General features: G+C 68.4%; 22 protein-coding genes. 13 read left to right on the top strand and 9 right to left on the bottom strand.

Going from position 1 to position 20374, the window contains the following annotated elements:
- From ACE3TL_RS12075 to ACE3TL_RS12035, 9 genes are all read left to right on the top strand, one after another.
- A partial coding sequence (locus ACE3TL_RS12075; protein ID WP_374578935.1) for a chemotaxis protein CheA occupies positions 1 to 1203 on the top strand: 1203 nt, incomplete at its 5' end.
- A gap of 2 nt (positions 1204 to 1205) precedes the next feature.
- A complete protein-coding gene (locus ACE3TL_RS12070) occupies positions 1206 to 1676 on the top strand; it encodes a chemotaxis protein CheW (protein WP_374578936.1) in 471 nt (156 codons plus the stop codon).
- Positions 1673 to 2560: a protein-glutamate O-methyltransferase CheR gene (locus ACE3TL_RS12065; RefSeq protein WP_374578934.1), complete on the top strand. Its 888-nt coding sequence runs from the start codon at positions 1673 to 1675 to the stop codon at positions 2558 to 2560. Before ACE3TL_RS12070 ends, ACE3TL_RS12065 begins: the two co-directional genes overlap by 4 nt.
- The gene (locus tag ACE3TL_RS12060; RefSeq protein WP_374578933.1) at positions 2557 to 3594 is read left to right on the top strand and encodes a chemotaxis response regulator protein-glutamate methylesterase; all 1038 of its coding nucleotides are present in this window, start codon (positions 2557 to 2559) and stop codon (positions 3592 to 3594) included. The genes ACE3TL_RS12065 and ACE3TL_RS12060 overlap by 4 nt, the downstream gene beginning before the upstream one ends.
- Positions 3594 to 3983 (top strand): response regulator, encoded by a 390-nt coding sequence (locus tag ACE3TL_RS12055; RefSeq protein ID WP_374578932.1) that lies wholly within the window; start codon positions 3594 to 3596, stop codon positions 3981 to 3983. The genes ACE3TL_RS12060 and ACE3TL_RS12055 overlap by 1 nt, the downstream gene beginning before the upstream one ends.
- Positions 3980 to 4540: a chemotaxis protein CheD gene (locus tag ACE3TL_RS12050; RefSeq protein WP_374534303.1), complete on the top strand. Its 561-nt coding sequence runs from the start codon at positions 3980 to 3982 to the stop codon at positions 4538 to 4540. The genes ACE3TL_RS12055 and ACE3TL_RS12050 overlap by 4 nt, the downstream gene beginning before the upstream one ends.
- Positions 4540 to 4905 (top strand): hypothetical protein, encoded by a 366-nt coding sequence (locus ACE3TL_RS12045; protein WP_374578931.1) that lies wholly within the window; start codon positions 4540 to 4542, stop codon positions 4903 to 4905. The genes ACE3TL_RS12050 and ACE3TL_RS12045 overlap by 1 nt, the downstream gene beginning before the upstream one ends.
- Before the next feature lie 12 nt (positions 4906 to 4917).
- Positions 4918 to 5514, top strand: a complete 597-nt coding sequence (locus ACE3TL_RS12040) for a response regulator (protein ID WP_374578930.1) — start codon at positions 4918 to 4920, stop codon at positions 5512 to 5514.
- Complete coding sequence (locus ACE3TL_RS12035) at positions 5511 to 5960, top strand: hypothetical protein (protein ID WP_374578929.1); 450 nt, start codon at positions 5511 to 5513, stop codon at positions 5958 to 5960. The genes ACE3TL_RS12040 and ACE3TL_RS12035 overlap by 4 nt, the downstream gene beginning before the upstream one ends.
- Before the next feature lie 3 nt (positions 5961 to 5963).
- On the opposite strand, the gene ACE3TL_RS12030 is transcribed toward ACE3TL_RS12035, so the two are convergent.
- From ACE3TL_RS12030 to ACE3TL_RS12020, 3 genes are all read right to left on the bottom strand, one after another.
- Positions 5964 to 6437 (bottom strand): hypothetical protein, encoded by a 474-nt coding sequence (locus tag ACE3TL_RS12030; protein WP_374578928.1) that lies wholly within the window; start codon positions 6435 to 6437, stop codon positions 5964 to 5966.
- Complete coding sequence (locus ACE3TL_RS12025) at positions 6434 to 7036, bottom strand: response regulator (RefSeq protein WP_374578927.1); 603 nt, start codon at positions 7034 to 7036, stop codon at positions 6434 to 6436. Before ACE3TL_RS12025 ends, ACE3TL_RS12030 begins: the two co-directional genes overlap by 4 nt.
- Positions 7037 to 7112: 76 nt before the next feature.
- Complete coding sequence (locus ACE3TL_RS12020; RefSeq protein WP_374578926.1) at positions 7113 to 8603, bottom strand: CehA/McbA family metallohydrolase; 1491 nt, start codon at positions 8601 to 8603, stop codon at positions 7113 to 7115.
- Between the two features lie 119 nt (positions 8604 to 8722).
- Here ACE3TL_RS12020 and ACE3TL_RS12015 point away from each other — a divergent pair, with 119 nt between their 5' ends.
- On the top strand, positions 8723 to 9853 hold the full coding sequence (locus tag ACE3TL_RS12015) for a zinc-binding dehydrogenase (protein ID WP_374578925.1): 1131 nt from the start codon (positions 8723 to 8725) through the stop codon (positions 9851 to 9853).
- Positions 9854 to 9972: 119 nt separating this feature from the next.
- Here ACE3TL_RS12015 and ACE3TL_RS12010 read toward each other — a convergent pair whose 3' ends face one another.
- The 5 genes from ACE3TL_RS12010 to ACE3TL_RS11990 all read right to left on the bottom strand — a co-directional run bounded on the left by ACE3TL_RS12010 (position 9973) and on the right by ACE3TL_RS11990 (position 14419).
- On the bottom strand, positions 9973 to 11112 hold the full coding sequence (locus ACE3TL_RS12010; RefSeq protein ID WP_374578924.1) for a hypothetical protein: 1140 nt from the start codon (positions 11110 to 11112) through the stop codon (positions 9973 to 9975).
- A 15-nt stretch (positions 11113 to 11127) separates the two neighbouring features.
- Positions 11128 to 11532: a Zn-ribbon domain-containing OB-fold protein gene (locus ACE3TL_RS12005; protein ID WP_374578923.1), complete on the bottom strand. Its 405-nt coding sequence runs from the start codon at positions 11530 to 11532 to the stop codon at positions 11128 to 11130.
- A gap of 109 nt (positions 11533 to 11641) precedes the next feature.
- Positions 11642 to 12061 carry a hypothetical protein gene (locus ACE3TL_RS12000; RefSeq protein WP_374578922.1) on the bottom strand — a complete coding sequence of 140 codons (420 nt, stop codon included), beginning with the start codon at positions 12059 to 12061 and terminating at the stop codon, positions 11642 to 11644.
- Positions 12058 to 13080, bottom strand: coding sequence for a phosphotransferase family protein (locus ACE3TL_RS11995; RefSeq protein WP_374578921.1), 1023 nt, complete (start codon positions 13078 to 13080; stop codon positions 12058 to 12060). The genes ACE3TL_RS12000 and ACE3TL_RS11995 overlap by 4 nt, the downstream gene beginning before the upstream one ends.
- Before the next feature lie 61 nt (positions 13081 to 13141).
- On the bottom strand, positions 13142 to 14419 hold the full coding sequence (locus tag ACE3TL_RS11990; RefSeq protein ID WP_374578920.1) for a cytochrome P450: 1278 nt from the start codon (positions 14417 to 14419) through the stop codon (positions 13142 to 13144).
- Positions 14420 to 14600: 181 nt separating this feature from the next.
- On the opposite strand from ACE3TL_RS11990, the gene ACE3TL_RS11985 reads away from it, so the two are divergent.
- From ACE3TL_RS11985 to ACE3TL_RS11975, 3 genes are all read left to right on the top strand, one after another.
- The gene (locus ACE3TL_RS11985; RefSeq protein ID WP_374578919.1) at positions 14601 to 15683 is read left to right on the top strand and encodes a hypothetical protein; all 1083 of its coding nucleotides are present in this window, start codon (positions 14601 to 14603) and stop codon (positions 15681 to 15683) included.
- Between the two features lie 175 nt (positions 15684 to 15858).
- A complete protein-coding gene (locus ACE3TL_RS11980) occupies positions 15859 to 16764 on the top strand; it encodes an AAA family ATPase (protein WP_374578918.1) in 906 nt (301 codons plus the stop codon).
- Positions 16765 to 16768: 4 nt separating this feature from the next.
- A complete protein-coding gene (locus ACE3TL_RS11975) occupies positions 16769 to 18121 on the top strand; it encodes a VWA domain-containing protein (RefSeq protein ID WP_374578917.1) in 1353 nt (450 codons plus the stop codon).
- Between the two features lie 104 nt (positions 18122 to 18225).
- Here ACE3TL_RS11975 and ACE3TL_RS11970 read toward each other — a convergent pair.
- The coding region (locus ACE3TL_RS11970; RefSeq protein ID WP_374578916.1) for a carboxyl transferase domain-containing protein at positions 18226 to 20374 on the bottom strand (2149 nt) is incomplete at its 5' end.

Genomic DNA, 20374 nt, shown 5'->3' with positions numbered 1-20374 from the left:
GCCACCATCCGCGTCGACCTGGACCGGGTCGACCGCCTGATCAACGCCGTCGGCGAACTGGTCATCCAGCAGGCCATGCTGTCCCAGCGCGTGCTGGAAAGCGGCCTGGCCCGCTCGTCCAACGTGGTGCTGGGCCTCGAGGACCTCGAACTGCTGACGCGCGAGATCCAGGACAGCGTCATGGCCATCCGCGCCCAGCCGGTGAAGAGCGTGTTCCAGCGCATGCCGCGCCTGGTGCGCGAGGTCGCCGAGATGGTCGGCAAGCGCGTCCGCCTGGTCATGGAAGGCGAAGGCACCGAGGTCGACAAGACCGTCATCGAGCGCCTGACCGATCCGATCACCCACATGCTGCGCAACGCCATCGACCACGGGCTGGAGACGCCCGAGGAGCGGCTGGCGGCCGGCAAGCCGCAGGAGGGCGTGGTCAACATGCGCGCCCTGCACCGCGGCGGGCGCATCGTCATCGAGATCCAGGACGACGGCCGCGGCATCAACCGCCAGCGCGTGCGCGGCATCGCCATCGACAAGGGCCTGATCACCGAGGACGCGGTGCTGTCGGACGAAGAGACCGACAACCTGATCTTCCTGCCCGGCTTCTCCACGGCCGAGACGGTCTCGGACATCTCCGGGCGCGGGGTCGGCATGGACGTGGTCCGCCGCTCGATCCAGGGCCTGGGCGGCCGCATCTCGATCTCGTCCGAGCCCGGCAAGGGCTCGAAGTTCACCATGTCCCTGCCCCTGACCCTGGCGGTCCTGGACGGCATGGTGGTGACCGCCGCCGAGCAGACCCTGGTCGCGCCGCTGTCGGCCATCGTCGAGAGCCTGACCCCGCGCCAGGAAGACGTGCACTATATCGGCGGCAAGGACGCGGTGATCCGCATCCGCGACACCTTCGTGCCGCTGATCGATGTCGGCGTCTCGCTGGGCTTCCGCGACATTCCGACCGACCCCGGCCAGGGCGTCGCCGTCCTGGTCGAGAGCGAGGGCGGCGGCAAGGCGGCCCTGCTGGTCGAGGCGATCCAGGGCCAGCGCCAGGTCGTCATCAAGAGCCTGGAAGCCAACTACCAACAGATCGACGGGATCGCCGCGGCGACCATCCTGGGTGACGGCCGCGTGGCCCTGATCCTCGACGTCGACGCCCTTGTGACCACGCAGCACCGGCGCAAGCCGGCGCCGCGCAGTGAAAAGCGAATGGCTGGATGAGCATGACCGAGACCATGACCCAGGCAGGCGCCGGCGCCCGGCGCGAACTGATCGCCTTCCGTATCGCCGACCAGGAATTCTGCGTCGACATCATGCAGGTGCGCGAGATCCGCGGCTGGACGCCGGCCACGCCCCTGCCACGCACGCCGTCCTTCATGAAGGGCGTCATCAACCTGCGCGGCGCGGTGCTGCCCATCGTCGACCTGGGCGCGCGCCTGGGCCTGACCACCAGCGAGCCGAGCGCCCGCCACGTCATCATGGTGGTCAATGTCGGCGGCCGGACCCTGGGCCTGCTGGTCGAGGCGGTCAGCGACATCATCAATGTCAGCGACGACATGGTGCAGCCGACCCCCGACGTCGCCTGCGACCACGTGAAGACCTTCGTGAAGGGCCTGTTCGCCATCGACGGGCGCATGGTCAGCCTGATCTCGCTGGACCGCGTCCTGCCCGACAACGAGGCGGAAGCTGCATGACGAGCCCCGTCGACACGCGCGCCAGGGGCGGAGCGGCCACGGGCCTGGTCGAAGGCGAGTTCCTGTTCACGGAAGACGACTTCAGGAAGATCGCCCAGATCCTGCACAGCCACGCCGGCATCGCCCTGGCCGAAGGCAAGGCGGCCCTGGTCTATTCGCGCCTGGCCAAGCGGCTGCGCTCGCTGGGCCTGCGCTCGTTCCGCGACTATTGCGCGCTGATCGAAGGCCACCAGGGCGTGGACGAGCGGCAGGCGATGATGGCCGCCCTGACCACCAACGTGACCCGCTATTTCCGCGAGCCGCACCACTTCGACCACCTGCGCGAAGTACTGATGCCCAAGCTGGCCGAGCGGGCCCGCCGCGGCGGACGCGTGCGCCTGTGGTCGGCCGCCTGCTCCAACGGGCAGGAACCCTATTCGATGGCGATCACCGTCCTGGCGGCCCTGCCCGAGGCGGCCAGCCTGGACGTAAAGATCCTGGCCACCGACATCGACCCGAACATGATCGCCGAAGGCAGGGCTGGGATCTATCGCGAGGACGCGGTCGCCCCGGTGCCGCTGGAACTGCGCCGCAAGTGGTTCCGCAAGGCGACCGGCGGCGGCTGGGAAGTCGCCGACGACCTGCGCGAACTGGTGGCGTTCCGCGAGCTCAACCTGATCGGCGACTGGCCGATGAAGGGCAAGTTCGACGCCATCTTCTGCCGCAACGTGGTGATCTATTTCGACGAGCCGACCCAGGAGCGCATCTGGAGCCGCTTCGCCCCGATGCTGGAGCCGGGCGGCTCGCTCTATATCGGCCATTCGGAGCGCGTCACCGGCCCGGCCGCGCAGCTCTTCGAGACCACCGGCCTGACCACCTATGCGCTGAAAGGGGCCGGGCGATGAGCATCGGCGTCCTGATCGTCGACGACAGCGCCACCATGCGCGGCCTGATCGCCGCGGCGCTGAAGCGCGACCCGGACATCGAGGTCCTGGGCTTCGCCAACGACCCCATCGAGGCGCGCGAGCAGATCAAGAAGCTCAATCCCGACGTCGTCACCCTCGACATCGAGATGCCCAAGATGAACGGCCTGGACTTCCTCGAGAAGATCATGCGCCTGCGCCCAACGCCGGTGGTGATGGTCTCGACCCTGACCCAGGCCGGCGCCGACGTGACCCTGGAGGCGCTGGAGCTCGGCGCCGTCGACTGCGTCGGCAAGCCGGTCGGCGGGGTCACCGCCGCCGAAGCCTTCGGCGAACTGACCCTCAAGGTGAAGGCCGCCGCCAAGGCCCGCGTGAAGCCCTATAGCGGCCCGACCGCGCCGGCCGAGCGCGACCGCGACTATCGGGCCTCGGACGTGATCCTGGCCATCGGCTCGTCCACCGGGGGGGTCGAGGCGCTGATGACCATCCTGGCGACCTTCCCCGAGACCTGCCCGCCGACCGTCGTCACCCAGCACATGCCCGCGACCTTCACCAAGAGCTTCGCCGCCCGCCTGGACCGCATCTCCGGCGCGACGGTGACCGAGGCGCGCGACGGCGACCGGCTGCAGCAGGGCCACGTCTACATCGCCCCCGGCGGCGAGATGCACATGGAGGTGACCTCCTCGTCCCATCCGGTGATCCGGCTGCGGGCCAGCGAGCCGGTGAACGGACACCGCCCGTCCGTCGACGTGCTGTTCGAGTCCGTCGCCAAGCTGAACCGTCCGGCGGTCGGGGCGATCCTGACCGGCATGGGCCGCGATGGCGCGTCGGGACTGCTGGCCATGCGCCAGGCCGGCGCCCGCACCCTCGGCCAGGACGAAGCCTCCTGCGTCGTCTACGGCATGCCCCGCGTCGCCTTCGAGCTGGGCGGCGTCGAAAAGCAGGTCAGCCTGCCGCGCATGGGCCCCGCCATTCTGAACCTCTGCTCCGCCGCAGATATCCACAGGAGCGCCTGATGCCCACCGCCGCCAGCATCAAGACCTTGATCGTCGACGATCAACAGACCATGCGCTCGCTGATCCGCACCAGCCTCCAGGCCCTGGGGATCAACCAGACGCGCGAGGCGCCCGACGGCGAGGAGGCGCTGCGCCAGCTCCTGGCTGCGCCGGCCAATCTGGTGATCACCGACTTCAACATGCCCAAGCTGGACGGGCTGGGCCTGCTGCGCGCGATCCGCGCCCATGGCCCGACCTCCAAGACCGCGGTCATCATGCTGACCGGCCGCGCCGACCGCGAGCTGGTGCAGCGCGCGGTGCAGTTCGGGGTCAACAACTACCTGGTGAAGCCCTTCACCACCCAGACTCTCAAAGAGAAGATCGAAGCGGTGTTCGGCCCCCTCACATGATCGTCGAAAACGTCTCCGGCCGACCGGGCAAGCGGATCCATGTGGTGCAGGGAGAGCATCACATCTCCAGCGACCCCGACGTCATCCTGACCACGATCCTCGGATCGTGCGTGGCGGTGTGCATGCGCGATCCCAAGACCGGCGTCGGCGGCATGAACCACTTCCTGCTGCCCACCGGCAAGGCCGAGGGCCTGGACGAAGGCCGCCGCTACGGCGCCTACGCCATGGAGCTGCTGATCAACGAACTGCTGCGCTCGGGCGCGCGGCGCGACCGGTTGGAAGCCAAGCTGTTCGGCGGGGCGCGCATGTTCGGCGGCCTGTCGGACGTGGGCGCTTCGAACGCCGCCTTCGCCGAGAAGTTCCTGCGCGACGAAGCCATTCCGGTCGTGGGGTCGAGCCTGGGCGGCCTGTCGGCCCGCCGCGTCCAGTACTGGCCGACCAGCGGCCGGGCCCAGCAACGCGTCGTCACCGATAACGCGGAGCTAACCCGTCTGCGCGAACCTGTGGTGCGGACCCCCGCGCCGGTCGAGGACGAAGGGTCCGTGGAGCTGTTCTGATGAGCCAAACCGCGACCGCCCGCGCCCCCGAGGTCCTCGCCTCGATCGCCCAGGAACTGGAGCACGCCGGAGAGCTGTGCGACCGGCTGGAGACCCTGGTCACCCAGCTCGTGCGCGCCAGCCGCGGCGAGCCCCTGGCCATCGCCCTGCACGAGGCCCAGACCCTGGACGTGCTGACCCAGCACCTGGCGGCCCTGGCGACCTTCACCCGCAAGCTGTCCTCCCAGGCCGAGAGCGAGGTCTACGACCTCAGCGACGCGGTGGCCGGCGTGACCCTGGGCGACCTCGCCAACCGGCTGGCCCAGGTGACGCGGGACGGCCCGATCCGCGCCAAGGCCGACGCCGGCGATCTCGATCTCTTCTGACGCGGTGCAGCCATGGCCCTGGACCCGAAGATCCGGATCAACCTTGACCGTTCCGTGGTGCTGCTGGTCGAACAGAACGCCCAGGCCATGGACGCCCTGACCGCGATGTTCCGCGGCTTCGGCGTGCGCAAGCAGTTCAAGGCGACCAGCGGGGCCGAGGCGATGCACATCGTCAAGACGCAGGAACTGGACCTCGTCGTCGCCGACGCGGCCATGCCCGACATGGACGGCTACGACTTCGTCCGCTGGATTCGCCGCGACGCGCCCGACGCCTCCCGCTTCACCCCGGTCATCATGCTGACCGGCCACGCCGCCCGCTCGATGGTCGAGAAGAGCCGCGACTGCGGCGCCAACTTCGTCGTGGCCCGGCCTTTCACGCCCGAACTGCTGCTGCAGCGCGTGTTCTGGGTCGCCAAGGACGAACGCCAGATGGTGGTCGCCGAGAACTATGTCGGGCCCGATCGCCGGTTCAAGAACATGGGCCCGCCGCTGGGCGTCAAGGGCCGGCGCAAGGACGACCTCTCCACCCATGTCGGCGCGGCGACCGCCCCGAACATGGACCAGTCCGATATCGACATGCTGCTCAAACCGATGAAGGCGCAACTGTGAGCGAAGCTCAATTCGTCAAGGTCAAGTATCGCTTGACCGAACAGGTGGCCACACCGGGCGGCATGACCGCAGGCATGGCCAGCGACCGCGCCCAGCGCGAACTGGCCGCCCATGCGGGCGATGCGATGAAGTCCATCGGCGCCATGATCGGGCGGCTGGAGACCATGGTGCGCGACCAGGAGGTCTCGCTGGACACGGTCTACAACGAAGCTTCGACCGTGCTGGACATCGCCGGCCTGTTCGACAAGCGCGTGCTGTGCGACGCCTGCTACAGCCTCTGCGAGTTGGTCGATCGCCAGCGCGCCCACGACCGGCTGGACTGGGCCTCGATCGGCGTCCACGTCAACGCCCTGCGCCTGCTCTGGACCAAGGACGGCCAGGACCCGGACTCGCTGAAGTCGGTGGTCGACGGCCTGTGGACCATCACCGACCGCCTGGCGCCCTGAAGCCTAGCTCGGCTTGGCGTAGCGCTGGGCCACCTGTTGCAGGCCCGCCAGGATCGCCGCCGTGCCGGCGGCGTCCGCGGCGCCTTCGGTGTGCAGCAGCAGGCGGAAGGCGCGCAGATGGACGGCCACCGCATTGGCGTCCCAGCTCTGGCGGCCCTTCAGATAGTCGAGCAGATCCGACAGGCTGACCAGGGCGGTGTCCACCGCCTTCAGCCCGCAGACGCTCGGCACGCCGACCGGCTTGGCGACAATGGCGTAGAGCTCGGCGACCAGGCCCTCGTCATAGTCCGCCCCCGCTCGCGCGGCGCAGGCCTCGGCCGCCGCCAGCACGGCCTGGAGTTCGGTCAGGCACTCGGCCTTGAGGCTCTCCAGCCCCTGCCCGGCCCGCTCGACCGCCTCGGAAACCCGCAGGCCGCCTGGCGCGCGCAACAGCTTGGCCAGCTTGACCTGCGGCGTGAAGATCTTGACTGCGCTCATAGTTCCACACGCCTTGTCTTCATCATGCTGTCGATGAGGTCCTGATCCATGTTCGGCGATTGGGCGTCGCCGATGTCGCCCTGCAGGTCGTCGCGGCGGCGGCCGACCATTCCGGCCGGCACGCCCTCGTTCTTGAAGCGTCGGTCGGGGCCGACATAGGTGTCGCATTCGACGAACCGGCGGCCCTCGCGCGCGATCCAGATGATCCGCTCCAGCACCGCGATCGGGGTCAGGGGCTTCACCATCACGAAATGGGCGCCGCAATCGCGCGCCCGGGCCACCGCATTGCTGGGCGTGTGCCCGGCGGTCAGCAGCACCGGAACATAGCAGTTGGGCTCGATCTTCGAGCGCCGCAGCCACTCGACGAAGTCGTAGCCTTCGCCGCTGGCGCCCATGGCGTCGCAGATGACCAGGTCGAGCTCGACCCTGCCGACGACATCCTTGGCCTCAGCCACGGTCTCGCAACGATGCAGGGTCCTGACACCGAAGCCGGTGAGGATCTGGACGAGGATGCTCATCCCCATGCCGGACTCGTCGAGCACCAGCACCGAGGCGCGATCCAGGTTGAACCTGGCGCGGGAGTCTGGACTGAGCCCCATGGGTTTCCCGACCGACACGATTGGCCAGGAGGCTAGGCCGTCGTGGTTAATAAGAGTTTCCCCTGCGGCGGGCCGATCAGGGCCGCAGATAGATGGGGTTGCCGATCAGGACCAGCTTTCCCGCGCCGTCGCGCACGTCGACCCGCAGCCAGCGCGGCCGGCCGTCGGCGATCAGGTCGAAGGCGAGAGTCTGGTCGTCCGACGTCAGGTTCAGTTCGCCGGGCCGCGCCAGCCCGGCCGCATCGCCGGCGATCGCGATCCGGCCGCCCGGAACCCCGGCCACATGCACCGAGACTTCGACCTTGGCGCCTGCGGGCGCGTGCAGCTCATCGCCCATCTGCGCCCGCCCGGAGCCGCTGACCACGGCGACGTCCAGCAGCCGCGTCCGCGTACCGGCGACGTCGATGAAGACATGGCCGGCGCCGATCGCCTGCAGGATCGCAGCCTGGCTCAGCTCGCCCGCACGCACCACCGTGGTCGGGACGCCGATGGCCGGCGCCTTGGCCGGGTCCAGGGTAGGGTCGTGGTTGTCCGAACCGCCGATGGCGGTGAGGCGCAGTCCCGCATTCAGCCGCGCCTCCCAGAAGGCCATGCCCGAGAGCCGCCCTTCGGCGAAGCCCCCGTTCACCACCTCGACCGCGTCGATACGCGAATAGTCGGTGTCCGCAGCGGTCCAGCCGCAGCCCATGCAGAACTCGCCCGACGGCAGGCCCGGATGGTTGATCGAGAGCAGGCCGCCGGTCGCCCGCGCCTGCCTCTGGATGTCGGCGAACTTCGGGGCCCGTGGGCCGCCAAGCTGGAAATCCACGAAGGCGGTCGGCCCCAGCAGGTTGGCATGGCCGTGGAAGGTGGTGATCTCGCGCGCCGCCACGATCAGCAGGTCGTCGTAATAGGGCGCAAGCTCGCGCAGGGCCGCAAACTGCGAGGTCGTGTTGTGGTCGCTCACCGCCACGAAATCGAGGCCGCGGGCCACGGCGGCCTCCAGGGTCTTGAACACCGGGCAAGGGATCCTGGCGCCCTTGCGCGAGGCGCAGGTCCCGTCGCTGTGGCCGGTATGCATGTGCAGGTCGCCGCGCCACCAGCGCTCGCCCCGTTCGACGGGCTGTGCGCCGAAGCCCGCGGGCGGGGAGCCAGGCCGATCCAGCCAGATCCTGGCGACATAGTCGGCGCGGGCGTCCTTGCGGATGTTCGGCGCGCCGAGGATCAGCCGCCATTCCCCCGCCGGCATGGCGCCGGGCAGGTAGGAGGGCGTGGCGTCGCTGGTCGAGACCGTGAAGCGCGACTTGTTCCCACCGCTCCAGCCCCGCAGACGCTGAGGATCGCGCAGGCCAAGGTCGATGACCGACTTCTGCTCCGCGCCGGTATAGGCGAACTCGACCGTGATGCGCTCTGTTCCCACCGGGACCTTGAACGCCAGCTCCCGATAGGTCTGGTGCGCCGCCCCGGTCAGGACGCCGGTCAAGGTCAGGTCGGGCGCGCGCTCCTGCGCCTGGGCGCGCAAAGGGAGCGCCAGGAGAGCGAATGCGGCGAGCGCCGCAGCCAGGCCTTGCCGCAACGAGCAGATCATCGCAGCGGTCTAGCACGGCCCTCCCCAAACGCGGAAAAACAGCCGACCTTGCGATGCGGCGATTGCGGCAGGGGCAAGGGCCTCATATTTACGTCGTAAGCAACAAGGAGGAGACGGCCATGGGAACGAGCCTGCAACTACGCTCGCTGGTGAAATCGAGCGGCGAACTGGAACTGTCGCTGGCCAAGGTTCCGATCCCCGAACCGGGCGCCGATGAGGTGGCTGTCCAGATCGAGGCCGCGCCGATCAATCCCTCGGACCTCGCCCTGCTGGTCGGGCCGGCCGACGTCTCGGCGGCCAAGGTGGCCGGATCGGGCGTCGACGCCGTCGTCACCGCGCCCATCGCGCCGGCCTTCATGCGCGCCCTGGCCTCGCGGGCCGACGAATCCATGCCGGTCGGCAACGAGGGGGCGGGCAAGGTGGTGGCCGCCGGGGCCTCTCCCGAAGCCCAGGCCCTACTCGGCAAGACCGTCGCCCTGATCGGCGGGGCCACCTACGCCCAGCACCGCCTGGCCAAGGCCGCCGAGGTCGTACCGCTGGCGCCGGGCGTCACCGCCGCGGAAGGCGCCTCGTGCTTCGTCAATCCGCTGACCGCGCTCGGCATGACCGAGACCATGCGCCGCGAAGGCCACACCGCCCTGGTGCACACAGCGGCCGCCTCGAACCTCGGCCAGATGCTCAACAAGGTCTGCATCGCCGACGGCATCGGCCTGGTGAACATCGTGCGCAGCGCCGAGCAGGCGAAGATCCTCAAGGACATCGGCGCGAAACACGTGGTCGACTCCACCTCGCCGAGCTTCATGGACGAGCTGACCGACGCCATCGCCGAGACCGGCGCGACCATCGCCTTCGACGCCATCGGCGGCGGCAAGCTGGCCTCGCAGATCCTGTCGGCCATGGAGGTGGCGATCAACCGCAAGGCCACCGCCTACAGCCGCTACGGGTCGTCGGTGCACAAGCAGGTCTATATCTATGGCGGCCTCGACACCCGCCCCACGGAGCTGGCCCGCAGCTACGGCCTGGCCTGGGGCGTCTGCGGCTGGCTGCTGACCCCGTTCCTGGCGAAGATCGGCGCCGAAGCCGCCGGCAAGCTGCGCGCCCGCGTCGCCGCCGAATTGAAGACCACCTTCGCCAGCCACTACACCGCGCAGATCTCGCTGACCGAGGCCCTGAAGCCGGAGATCATCGCCGCCTACAATAGGCGTGCGACCGGCGAGAAGTATCTGATCGTCCCGACCAAGGACGCATAGGGCCTGCCCATGGCCGGACCCCAGGTCCGGCCATGGCGATCCTTAGGCATAAAAAATGCTGCACCCACGCCTTGTAGCATGGGTGCAGCATGAACTGCGGTAAGCCTTTGTCTTAAGGCTTATTTTTCGTTGGTGAAGATGATGGTGCCCGACGCGGCGAACATGCCGCCGACGCCGTGGGCCACGCTGATCTTGGCGCCTTCCACCTGGGCCGCCGCCGTGCCGCGCATCTGACGCACGCTCTCCTGCAGGGCGTACATGCCGTACATCCCCGAGTGCATGTAGGAGAGGCCGCCGCCGTTGGTGTTCAGCGGCAGCTTGCCGCCGATCGCGGTGTTGCGCTCCTTGATGAAGTCCTTGGCCTCGCCGGGCTTCACGAAGCCCAGGTCCTCCAGGCCGTAGAGCGGCAGGTGGGCGAAGGCGTCGTAGATCATCAGGTGGTCGACGTCCGAGTGCTTGATCCCCGCATCGTCGAACGCCTTCTTGCCCGAGATCTTGAAGGCGGTGGACGAGGTGAAGTCGTACATCTGCGAAACCAGCGGGGTCTCGACGCTCTCGCCCGTGCCCAGCACATAGACCGGCTTGTTCGGGAAATCCTTGGCCCGGTCGGCGCTGGTCAGGATCAGGGCGCCGCCGCCGTCGGTGACGAGGCAGCACATCAGCATGCGGAACGGCCAGGCGATCATCGGCGAGTTCAGCACGTCATCGACCGTGATCGGGTCCTTGAAGCTGGCGCGCGGGTTCCTGGCCGCCCATTCGCGCTGGATCACCGCGACCGTGGCCAGGTCTTCCTCGGTGACGCCGTAGGTCTTCATGTAGCGAAGCACCGGCACGGTGAACATGGTCGGCGGCGAGGTGACGCCGAACGGCATCTCGAACTGGCCCATCAGGCTGGAGGCGGCGCGCGCGAAGCCGCCGGCGCCGACCCGCGAGCGGCCCGATTCGCCGTGGGTGATCAGGATGGTCTTGGCCAGGCCCGCATTGATCGCTGCGGCCGCATGGCGGACGTGCAGCATGAACGAGCAGCCGCCGACGCTGGTGCCGTCGGCATAGGTCGGCTTGATGCCGAGATAGTGGGCGAGCTCGACCGGGCTGATCCCGGCGGTGGCCACGCCGTCGATGTCGGCCGGCGTCAGGCCCGCATCGGCCATGGCGTTGAGGGCGGCGTCGGCGTGCAGGCCGATGACCGAGACGTCCGGAATCTTGCCCAGCTTGGTGGTTTCGGCGGCCCCGACGACCGCGACGGAATTCTTCTGCATCTGGCTTGCTCCCGCTTACGCCTTGGCCGGTTGGAAGAAGGGCAGCGAGATGGTGTCGCTCATCTTCTCGAAAACGACCTCGAGCGGCATGTCGAGGACGAGCGCTTCAGGGGTCTGCGGGCAGTTCACGATATTGGTCATCATCGTCGGCCCTTCTTCGAGCTTCACCACGGCGATGGCGTAGGGCTCGGTTCCCATATCCGGGCGCGGGCGATGGTTGATGACGTAGGACCAGAGAACGGCCTTGCCGCTGGCCTTGAAGACCTCGACGTCGCGCGAGCCGGTCTTGGGGCAGAACGGGCGCGGCGGGAAATAAGCCTCGCCGGTGTCCTTGTTGCGCTGGAGGAGCAGTTCGCCCCGGGCGGCGCCGTCCCAGAAATGCTGGGTTTCAGGCGTCGGTTCAGGCAGGATTCTCGCCATCCGAAATTCGTCCCTAATCTATCGTCATTTGAAATGCCCGCTGTGAGGCGGGCGCGGCAGCAAAGCCTGAGACCGGGCGCTTGTCGATCCCGGAAGCGTATTTCGATGGTCAGACGGGCGAAGCCGCCAGCTTCCGGCGCTCGGTCGAGGCCCGTAGCTCGGCCCAGATGGCGGCCTCCAACTCCGCAGCGCCCCTGGCCTCAGCGGCCGCGTGCAGCTCGATCAGGCCGGCGCGCAGGGCGTCGTTGGCCGCCTTCAGGGCGCTGATCCGCAGATCGTCGTCCGATCCGGCGGCGAGGGCCGCAAGGTCGAGCCCGGCCTCCCCGCCCCGCGCCAGCAGGCGGCGGATCGCGCGATTCTCCTCGACCAGGCGCGCGGCCATGCCGTCCCACACCTCGGCGGCCATGCCGAGCAGGGCGGCCGACAAGCCGAGCGAACTGGCGCGGTCGGCCGGATGCACGTCGGGCAGGGTGTTACGGACAGCGATGCCGGCGATCTCGGCCAGGACGGCGGGAACGGGGGGAATCATAGGCGTCCCATCACTTGCAGGGTGGCGCGGTCCTGGGCGTTCTGCAGCGCCCAGGGCGGATAGACGGTGATCGGCTCGCGATTGCCGCCATCGAGGAACACGCGGGCCGAGGAAATCCAGATCGCCTGGCCCTTCACGCAGTTGAACAGCTCCCACCAGTGGAGGGCGGCGGGATCGGCCTGGAGGCCGCTGGCCCGCTCCCAGATCGCGATCGCCTCCTCGCGCGACAGCAGGCCGCCGGCCAAGCCCTGGCCGAACGACCAGACCGGGTTGAAGCTCCAGCCCAGGTCCTCCAGCGGGTCGCCCAGGTGGCACATTTCCCAGTCGAGGACGCCGTGGATGCCGCCCGCCTCGTCGTAGAGGAAATTGCCGGTACGGAAGTCGCCGTGCACCACCCCGACCTTCTGGGCCGGCGGCGGGGGATTGGCGCGCAGCCAGCGGATCGCGGCCCGGGTGATCGGCAGCGGCTCGGCCGCATCGTCATCCAGCACCTTTTCCCAATAGGAGAGCTCGCGGTCCCAGCAGGCGTCGGCGGCCACGGGCGCCATGATCTGCGTCAGGCCCAGCGCCGCGGCGTCGGCCTTGGCGATTTCGCCCAGGATGGTCCACTTCCGCTCGCCCAGCTCAGCCAGGGTCGAGACGTAGGGCGGGGCGAACAGCAGGGCCGGCGAAGCCTGGAAGCCGGCGATCTCCTCGGCGATGAAGAACGGATGGTCGAGGGCCTCGTCCGCCTCCTCCAGCCACAGCATCTGCGGCACCGGCACGGCGCTTCCGGCGAAGGCGCGATAGGCTTCGAACTCGATCCGCCGCTCGGTGTCGATCAGCGAGGCCGGCGGATCGCGGCGCAGGATCAGCCGGCGCTCGCGCCCTTGCCCCTCCTCGCGCCAGGTCAGCCGGAAACGATAGGTCTCACGCGAGGCGCCGCCGGAAATGCGGGTGAGGTCATGCACGGCGACCTCGGCGGCCTGCGGCATGCGCGCGGCGATGTAGGTCGCCAGGCGCGGTTCGAACCCGCTCATCCCCGCCACCCCATAAGCCCTTCCCTATCCAGGGAAGTAACTGGACGACAGATCGTCATGCTCAATGCATCTCGAAGCGGATGGGCAGGGTCTTGGGGCCGTTCACGAAGGTGGCCAGGCTCTGCTTGGGCTCGCCATTCAGCTCGACGCTCTTCAGCCGCGGCAGCAGCTCCTCCCAGAGGACACGCATCTCCATCTTGGCCAGGTGCTGGCCCAGGCACAGGTGCGCGCCATAGCCGAAGGCCAGGTGCCGGTTGGGCTTGCGGTCGATGCGGAAGGCGGCCGGATCGTCGAACACCGCCTCGTCCCGGTTGCCCGAGGCGTAGCAGAGCATCATCCAGTCGTCCTTGGCGAGGTGACGGCCGGCGAACTCCGTGGCCTCGGTGGCCGAGCGCATGAAGGTCTTGACCGGCGAGATCCAGCGGATGCTCTCGTCCACCAGACCAGGGATCAGCGACGGATCGGCCTTGGCCTTGGCGAACTCGGCCGGATGGGTGGCCAGGCCCCAGAGCGCGCCGGCGGTCGAGGATGAGGTCGTGTCGTGCCCGGCGGTGGCGACGATCATGTAATAGCTCATCGCCTCCAGTTCGGAGATCGGCTGGCCGTCGATGGTCGAATTGGCGATCACGGTGGCCACGTCGTCGCGCGGATTGGCCCGGCGGTCGGCGGACATGCGGGTGAAGTAGGCGTAGAAGTCGGCGATCACCCCGTCGCGCATCAGCGACTCGATATCGCGGCGGCGGCCGCCGTCGCGGGCCAGTTCCGGATCGGCGGCGCCGAACAGTTCCTGGGTCAGGGTCAGCATCCGGGGCTCGTCCTCCTCCGGCACGCCCAGGATCTCCATGATGACGTGCAGCGGATAGCCGAGGGCGACCTCGCGCACGAAGTCGCATTCGCCGCCGGTGGCGGCCATCTTGTCCACGGCGCGACGGGCGATGCCGCGGATGCGGTCCTCCAGGCCCTTGATGTTCGGCGGCATGAACCAGGCCTGGGTGAGCGCCCGGTACTTCGGATGGTCCGGAGCGTCCATCTGCACCAGGCTGCGGACCAGGTGCGGACTGCCGCCCATCATGGCGCGGACGGCGGCGTCGGCCTCCTTGGTGGTGATGACGGTCGACTTGTCGCCGTTGTGGAACAGGGCGTTCTGGCGGCTGATCTCCAGGATGTCGGCATGGCGCGTCGCCACCCAGAACGGCTCGAATCCCTCGACCTCGGCGCGGCCGAACGGGTTGTTGGCCCGCAGCCAGGCGTAGGTGTCGTGGATACGGCCGTCCGCATAGGCGGTCGGATCGACCAGATTGACGGCGTGCTCGTCCGGGATGCGCGCGGTGCTGCTCATCTCTCCTACGCGCTCTTCACTGGTTCACGCCACGTAACCTTACGTCGCGTCAGCAAAAAGCGCCCTCCCTTGTCTTGTTATCTTTGTTCAATTGATAATGCCGCGCGAGGCGGCGTCGCAATACCGTCAATCGACAAAGACAAGATCGCTCACTGTTTTAAGTGTCTGGGAGGACGCTCGCATGCTGACCAAGGCCGACGATTTTCCGATCCACCAGACGCCCGAACCCATCGCCTATGCCGGGACCGACCGGAATTTCTACGACCGCTATTTCTTCAACGGCTATCAGCCGGACGGGACGGAGTTCTTCGCCGCCGCCTTCGGCGTCTATCCGCAGCTCAACATCACCGACGCCCATTTCTCGGTGATCCGCGATGGGATCGAACACTGCCTGCACGCCTCGAAGGTGATGCACATGGAGCGGATGGACCTCTCCTGCGGCCCAATCCGCATCGAGGTGATCGAGCCGCTTCGGAAACTGAAGCTGATCGTCGAACCCTCGAACGGTTTTTCCGCCGAGATCGTGTTCGAGGGCCGCTCCTTCCCGATCGAGGAGCCGCGCTTCATGCGCCGGATCGGCCCGCGGGCCTTCATGGACTACACTCGCCTGACCCAGAACGTGCGCTGCACCGGCTGGATCGAGGTGGACGGCGTGCGGCGGGACCTGGCGGCCGGGACGGTCGGCACCCGCGACCGCTCGTGGGGCGTGCGGCCGGTCGGCGCGCCGGACCCGCAGCCGCCGGTCCCGATGACCGTGGGCGGCTTCTTCTGGCAGTGGACGCCGCTGAATTTCGAGGGCCGCAGCGTCTTCTTCCACGTCAACGCCGACACCGAGGGCCGCCCCTGGAACACCCGCGCGGTGATCGCTCCGGACGGCGCCGGCCCCGAAGGCGTCTACGAAAGCGAGGGGGCGACCATGGACGAGGTGTCGCTGATCCCCGGCACGCGCCATGCGCGGACCGGAACGCTGAACGTGCCCCTGGCGCAAGGGACGGCCGCCATCCGGTTCGAGCCGTTCCTGACCTTCCTGATGCGCGGCATCGGCTATGGCGCCCCGGCATGGCGGCATGGCGGCTACAAGGGCGAACTGGTGGTCGAGCGCGAGGACATCGACCTTGCGGCGGTGGATATGGCCGCGCCTGAGAACGTGCACATCCAGGCGCTCAGCCGCGTGACCATGACCTTGCCTGGCGAAGCGCCGATCCAGGGCATGGGGGTGTTCGAACAGCTCATCGCCGGACCGTACCGGCCGTACGGGGTGTAGGTCCGAGCCCAACGCCCGTTCGAACCAGCGCTTGCGCGCCGGCCCCCGCCCCTGCACACTTGCGGGTATTCAAGACGCTTATGGCGCAATTACGCGCAGCATTCGAAAGTTTGAGACTTTGACCGCTTCCAATCCCGCGGCGATTAAGGCCGCGCAGCCGGACGTCCTTGGTTCCGTGGACGCCCTGATCGAAGGGCTGGCCGGCGTCGGCTACATCGCCTCCCGGCGGATCGCCACGGCGCTCTACATGGCCATCCACCTGCAAAAGCCGATCCTGGTCGAAGGCTCGGCCGGCGTGGGCAAGACCGAGCTGGCGCTGTCGACCGCGACCCTGCTGGGCCAGCCGCTGATCCGCATGCAGTGCTACGAAGGCCTGGACGAGTCCAAGGCGCTCTACGAGTGGAAGTACGGCAAGCAGCTTCTCTACACCCAGATCCTGAAGGACCGCATGGGCGAGGCTCTGGCCGACGCCAAGGACATGGACGCGGCCATGGACCGCCTGCACGGCATGGGCGACCTGTTCTTCTCCGAGCCGTTCCTGGAGCCGCGCCCGCTGATGAAGGCGCTGCAGGAGGACGACGGCTGCGTCCTGCTGATCGACGAGATCGACAAGTCCGACGAGGCGTTCGAAGCCTTCCTGCTGGAGGTGCTGTCGGCCTACCAAGTCTCGATCCCGGAGATCGGGGTGCTGAAGGCCAAGACCCCGCCGCTGGTCTTCCTGACCTCGAACAACATCCGCGACCTGGGCGATGCGCTGAAGCGCCGCTGCCTGCACCTGCACATTCCGCTGCCCGACGCCGACCTGGAGCGCAAGATCGTCGCCAGCCGCGTGCCGGGGATCGAACAGACCCTGACCACCAGCCTAGTCAATTTCGTGCAGTCGCTCCGCACGCTCGACCTGCGCAAGTCGCCTTCGATCTCCGAGACGGTCGACTGGGCCCGCGCGCTGATCCTGCTGAACGCCGACAGCCTCAGCCCGGACGTCGTGCGCGACACGCTCAACGTGCTGCTGAAGTTCGAGCCGGACATCGCTGCGGTCGAGCCGCAGATCAGCGAACTGCTGCGCCGCCCGGCGGCCTGATCCCATGCAGGGCGCCCTGGAGGACTTCTTCCGCGCGCTCCGCGCCGCGGACGTGAAGGTCTCGCCCGCCGAGGCCATCGACGCGCACCGCACCGTGGAGACGGTGGGATTCGCCGACCGCGAATTGTTCAAGGACGCGCTCTGCGCGACCCTGGCCAAGAGCGCGGACGAGGTCGTGCGGTTCGACTCGATCTTCGAGACCTTCTTCTCACGCGACAAACCCGCCTTCGAGCCCCCGCCGGAGGGCCAGGACGATCCGATGGACGGGCTGCCGGAGGGGGCCGAAGCTTCCGACCTCGCCCGCATGCTGCTGGAGGGCGACGCGCCGGGCCTGGTCCAGGCGATGGAGGAAGCCGCCCAGCGCGCCCAGGTCTCGCAGATCCGGCTGACCACTCAGCGCTCTCGCCTGACGCGGCGGCTGCTGGAGGAGATGGGCCTCGCCGAGATCGAGGCGATCATCGCGGGCGCCCGGCGCAACGGCGAAGGCGGCGAGGCGGCCGACCGCCTGGAGGCGGGCAAGCGCCGGCTGACCGAGGAAGCCCAGCGCTATGTCGAGCGCCAGCACGAGCTCTACGCGGCCGGCTCGGGCAAGATGCTCCGCGAGGAGATGCTGGCGCGAAAGGCGCTGAACGCCGAGGGCGGCATCGACCCGGTCGATCAGGCGATGATGCAGGCCCTGGTCAAGAAGATGGCCAAGCGCCTGGCCGACCGCTATTCGCGCCGCCGCAACCGCGCCCGCAAGGGCCACATGGACGTGCGCCGCACCCTGCGGAAGTCCATGCCCTATGGCGGCATGCCGTTCGAGATCGTCTGGAAGACCGAGCGGGTCGACAAGCCGTCGATCATCTGCATCTGCGACGTCTCCAAATCGGTCGCCGCCGCCGCCCAGTTCCTGCTGACCTTCCTCTATTCGCTGAACGAGGTGGTCGACCGGATGGAGGCCTACGCCTTTTCAGGCCGGCTGATCAGCGTCAACGACATCCTGGACGACGAACATATCGACGGGGCGATCTTCCAGGTGCTGCGCAAGATCGGCTTCCAGCAGACCGACTACGGCAAGTCGCTGGAGGATTTCTGCGAGAACCACCTGGATCGGGTGGACCGGCACACCACCGTCATCTTCCTGGGCGACGGGCGCTCGAACTACGCCGATCCGCGGCTGGACCTGATGGCGACGATCCACAACCGCGCCCGCTCGGTGATCTGGCTCAATCCCGAGCCGGAGAGCTACTGGACCCAGGGCGACAGCGTCATGCACCGCTACGAGCGGTTCTGCCATGTCGCCAAGACCTGCAACACGCTCTCCCAGCTCGAACGGATCATCGAGGACGTGCTGCGGACCTACGTCCCGCATTAAGCGTGATCGGCTTCGATGGAAGCCGATCACGCTCAAGACTCTTTGAATTGAGAGCATTTTCTGCGCCGAACCGGCGTCCACTTCGGCGGAAAATGCTCTGAGCGTTACCAGCTATCGATCCAGCGCAGCTTCTTCTCGGTGCGCACGGGAAGCGGGGGCAGCGACTTCAGGCCCGCCAGCACCCAGCGGCGGGTCTCGGCCGGGTCGATGACGTTGTCGAGCGACGGGCTCATGGCCTGGGACAACGCCTTGCCGCGGGCATAGGCGGCGGCGACCATCTCGTCGAACCGGGCCTTGCGCGCGGCCGGGTCCTCGATGGCGGCCAGTTCGTTGCGGTAGCCGAGCTTGACCGAGCCCTCCAGCCCCATGCCGCCGAACTCGCCGGTCGGCCAGGAGACGCAGAACATCGAGGCCTGATAGCTGCCGCCGGTCATGGCGATGGCGCCCAGGCCATAGCTCTTGCGCAGCACCACCGACAACAGCGGCACGGTCAGGTTGGCCCCGATCACGAACAGGCGCGAACAGTGGCGGATCAGGCCGGTCTTCTCCGCCTCCGGCCCGACCATGTTGCCGGGCGTGTCCGACAGCGACAGCACCGGGATGTCGAAGGCCTCGCACAGTTGCAGGAAGCGGGCGGCCTTGTCGGCGGCGTCGGAATCTATCGCCCCGCCCAGGTGCTGCGGATTGTTGGCGAAGACGCCGACCGGACGGCCCTCGATGCGGATGAAGGCAGTGACCATGGCCAGGCCGAATTTCGGCCGCAGCTCCAGCATCGAGCCGGTGTCGGCGATCAGTTCGATCACCTTGCGGATGTCGTAGACCCGCAGACGGTTCTCCGGGATCGCCCGGCGCAACAGGCGCTGGTCGGCGCAGTCCCAGTCCTTCACCGCCCCCTGGAAGTAGGAGAGGTATTGCCGGGCGAGCTGGACGGCGTGCGCCTCGTCGTCGGCCAAAACGTCGATGGTGCCGTTGGCCTGCATGACCTTGACCGGCCCGATCTCCTCGGGGCGGAAGACGCCCAGGCCGCCGCCCTCGACCATGGCCGGGCCGCCCATGCCGAGCGCCGAATCCTTGGTGGCGATGATCACGTCGCAGCAACCGAGGATGGCCGCATTGCCCGCAAAGCAGCGCCCCGAAGAGACGCCCACCAGCGGCACGGCGCCCGACAGCCGCCCCCAGAACTCGAACCCGCGGATGAAACCGCCGCCCTCGGTGTCGCCCGGCCGTCCGCCGCCGCCCTCGGTGAAGAACACCGTCGGCAGCCGCCAGCGCGCGGCGATCTCGCTCATCCGGTCGAGCTTCTCGTGATTATGCGCCCCCTGGGTGCCGGCCAGGACGGTGTAGTCGTAGGCCATCACCGCCACGCGGGACTTGTCCTCGGCGAAGCGGTCGCCGTTGACCGAGCCTAGACCCATGACCATGCCGTCGGCCGGGGTCTGCTCGATCAGTTCCTGCGCCGTGTTGCGGCGACGGCGGGCCGCCACGACCAATGATCCGTACTCGGTGAAACTGCCCGGATCGCAGAGGTCGGCGATGTTCTCGCGGGTGGTGCGCTGGCCGGTCTTGCGGCGGCGGGCGACCGCGGCGGGCCGCGCCTCGTCCAGGGTCAGGCGATGGCGCTCCAGCACCTCGGCAAGGTCCGGGCGGATGAAGTCGAGGTCGATCTCCTCCTCGTCCTCGCGCGCCCCGCCCGCCACCTCGGCCGGCTCGACGAAGGCCAGGGCGTGATCTTCGAACACCGTGTCGCCCTCGGCCACAGCCACCAGGCGCACGACGCCGGAGACCTCGGCGGCGATGACATGCTCCATCTTCATGGCTTCCATGACGAACAGCGGCTGGCCCACGCGCACCATCTCGCCCAGCGCCGCCATCACGCCGATCACCGTGCCTTGCAGCGGCGCGCGGATCGCCCGCGTCCCTTCAGGCCCTTCGATCTCTTCGTCATTGTCCTCGGCTTCAACCTGCGCCTTGCCGTGATGCAGGACGGCGAGCGGATCGGAGGCGTCGATCTGGGCGCCCGCACGTTTCGGCGCGCCCGCGGCCGCTATCTCGAAATGCCGCGGCGCCTGTGCGGGCACGGCGGAAAGCTGGCCCATCGCTTCCTCGATGAAGCGGGTATGAACGTCGCCCGCCGCCACCGCCGGGTGGGCCAGCAGAGCCTGGAGGAAGCCGATATTGGTCGGCGCCCCGGCGATGCGGAATTCCGCCAGCGCGCGACGCGCCTTGGCCGCGGCGGCCGGCAGGTCCGGCGCC

The sequence above is a fragment of the Phenylobacterium sp. genome (assembly GCF_041920015.1).
GTDB lineage: Bacteria > Pseudomonadota > Alphaproteobacteria > Caulobacterales > Caulobacteraceae > Phenylobacterium.
This window is presented reverse-complemented; position numbering and strand designations above follow the sequence as displayed.

Coding starts and splice junctions, on each gene's coding strand:
- ACE3TL_RS12070 (WP_374578936.1), top strand. CDS start 1,206: ATGACCGAGACCATGACCCAGGCAGGCGCCGGCGCCCGGCGCGAACTG.
- ACE3TL_RS12065 (WP_374578934.1), top strand. CDS start 1,673: ATGACGAGCCCCGTCGACACGCGCGCCAGGGGCGGAGCGGCCACGGGC.
- ACE3TL_RS12060 (WP_374578933.1), top strand. CDS start 2,557: ATGAGCATCGGCGTCCTGATCGTCGACGACAGCGCCACCATGCGCGGC.
- ACE3TL_RS12055 (WP_374578932.1), top strand. CDS start 3,594: ATGCCCACCGCCGCCAGCATCAAGACCTTGATCGTCGACGATCAACAG.
- ACE3TL_RS12050 (WP_374534303.1), top strand. CDS start 3,980: ATGATCGTCGAAAACGTCTCCGGCCGACCGGGCAAGCGGATCCATGTG.
- ACE3TL_RS12045 (WP_374578931.1), top strand. CDS start 4,540: ATGAGCCAAACCGCGACCGCCCGCGCCCCCGAGGTCCTCGCCTCGATC.
- ACE3TL_RS12040 (WP_374578930.1), top strand. CDS start 4,918: ATGGCCCTGGACCCGAAGATCCGGATCAACCTTGACCGTTCCGTGGTG.
- ACE3TL_RS12030 (WP_374578928.1), bottom strand. CDS start 6,437: ATGAGCGCAGTCAAGATCTTCACGCCGCAGGTCAAGCTGGCCAAGCTG.
- ACE3TL_RS12025 (WP_374578927.1), bottom strand. CDS start 7,036: ATGGGGCTCAGTCCAGACTCCCGCGCCAGGTTCAACCTGGATCGCGCC.
- ACE3TL_RS12020 (WP_374578926.1), bottom strand. CDS start 8,603: ATGATCTGCTCGTTGCGGCAAGGCCTGGCTGCGGCGCTCGCCGCATTC.
- ACE3TL_RS12015 (WP_374578925.1), top strand. CDS start 8,723: ATGGGAACGAGCCTGCAACTACGCTCGCTGGTGAAATCGAGCGGCGAA.
- ACE3TL_RS12010 (WP_374578924.1), bottom strand. CDS start 11,112: ATGCAGAAGAATTCCGTCGCGGTCGTCGGGGCCGCCGAAACCACCAAG.
- ACE3TL_RS12005 (WP_374578923.1), bottom strand. CDS start 11,532: ATGGCGAGAATCCTGCCTGAACCGACGCCTGAAACCCAGCATTTCTGG.
- ACE3TL_RS12000 (WP_374578922.1), bottom strand. CDS start 12,061: ATGATTCCCCCCGTTCCCGCCGTCCTGGCCGAGATCGCCGGCATCGCT.
- ACE3TL_RS11995 (WP_374578921.1), bottom strand. CDS start 13,080: ATGAGCGGGTTCGAACCGCGCCTGGCGACCTACATCGCCGCGCGCATG.
- ACE3TL_RS11990 (WP_374578920.1), bottom strand. CDS start 14,419: ATGAGCAGCACCGCGCGCATCCCGGACGAGCACGCCGTCAATCTGGTC.
- ACE3TL_RS11985 (WP_374578919.1), top strand. CDS start 14,601: ATGCTGACCAAGGCCGACGATTTTCCGATCCACCAGACGCCCGAACCC.
- ACE3TL_RS11975 (WP_374578917.1), top strand. CDS start 16,769: ATGCAGGGCGCCCTGGAGGACTTCTTCCGCGCGCTCCGCGCCGCGGAC.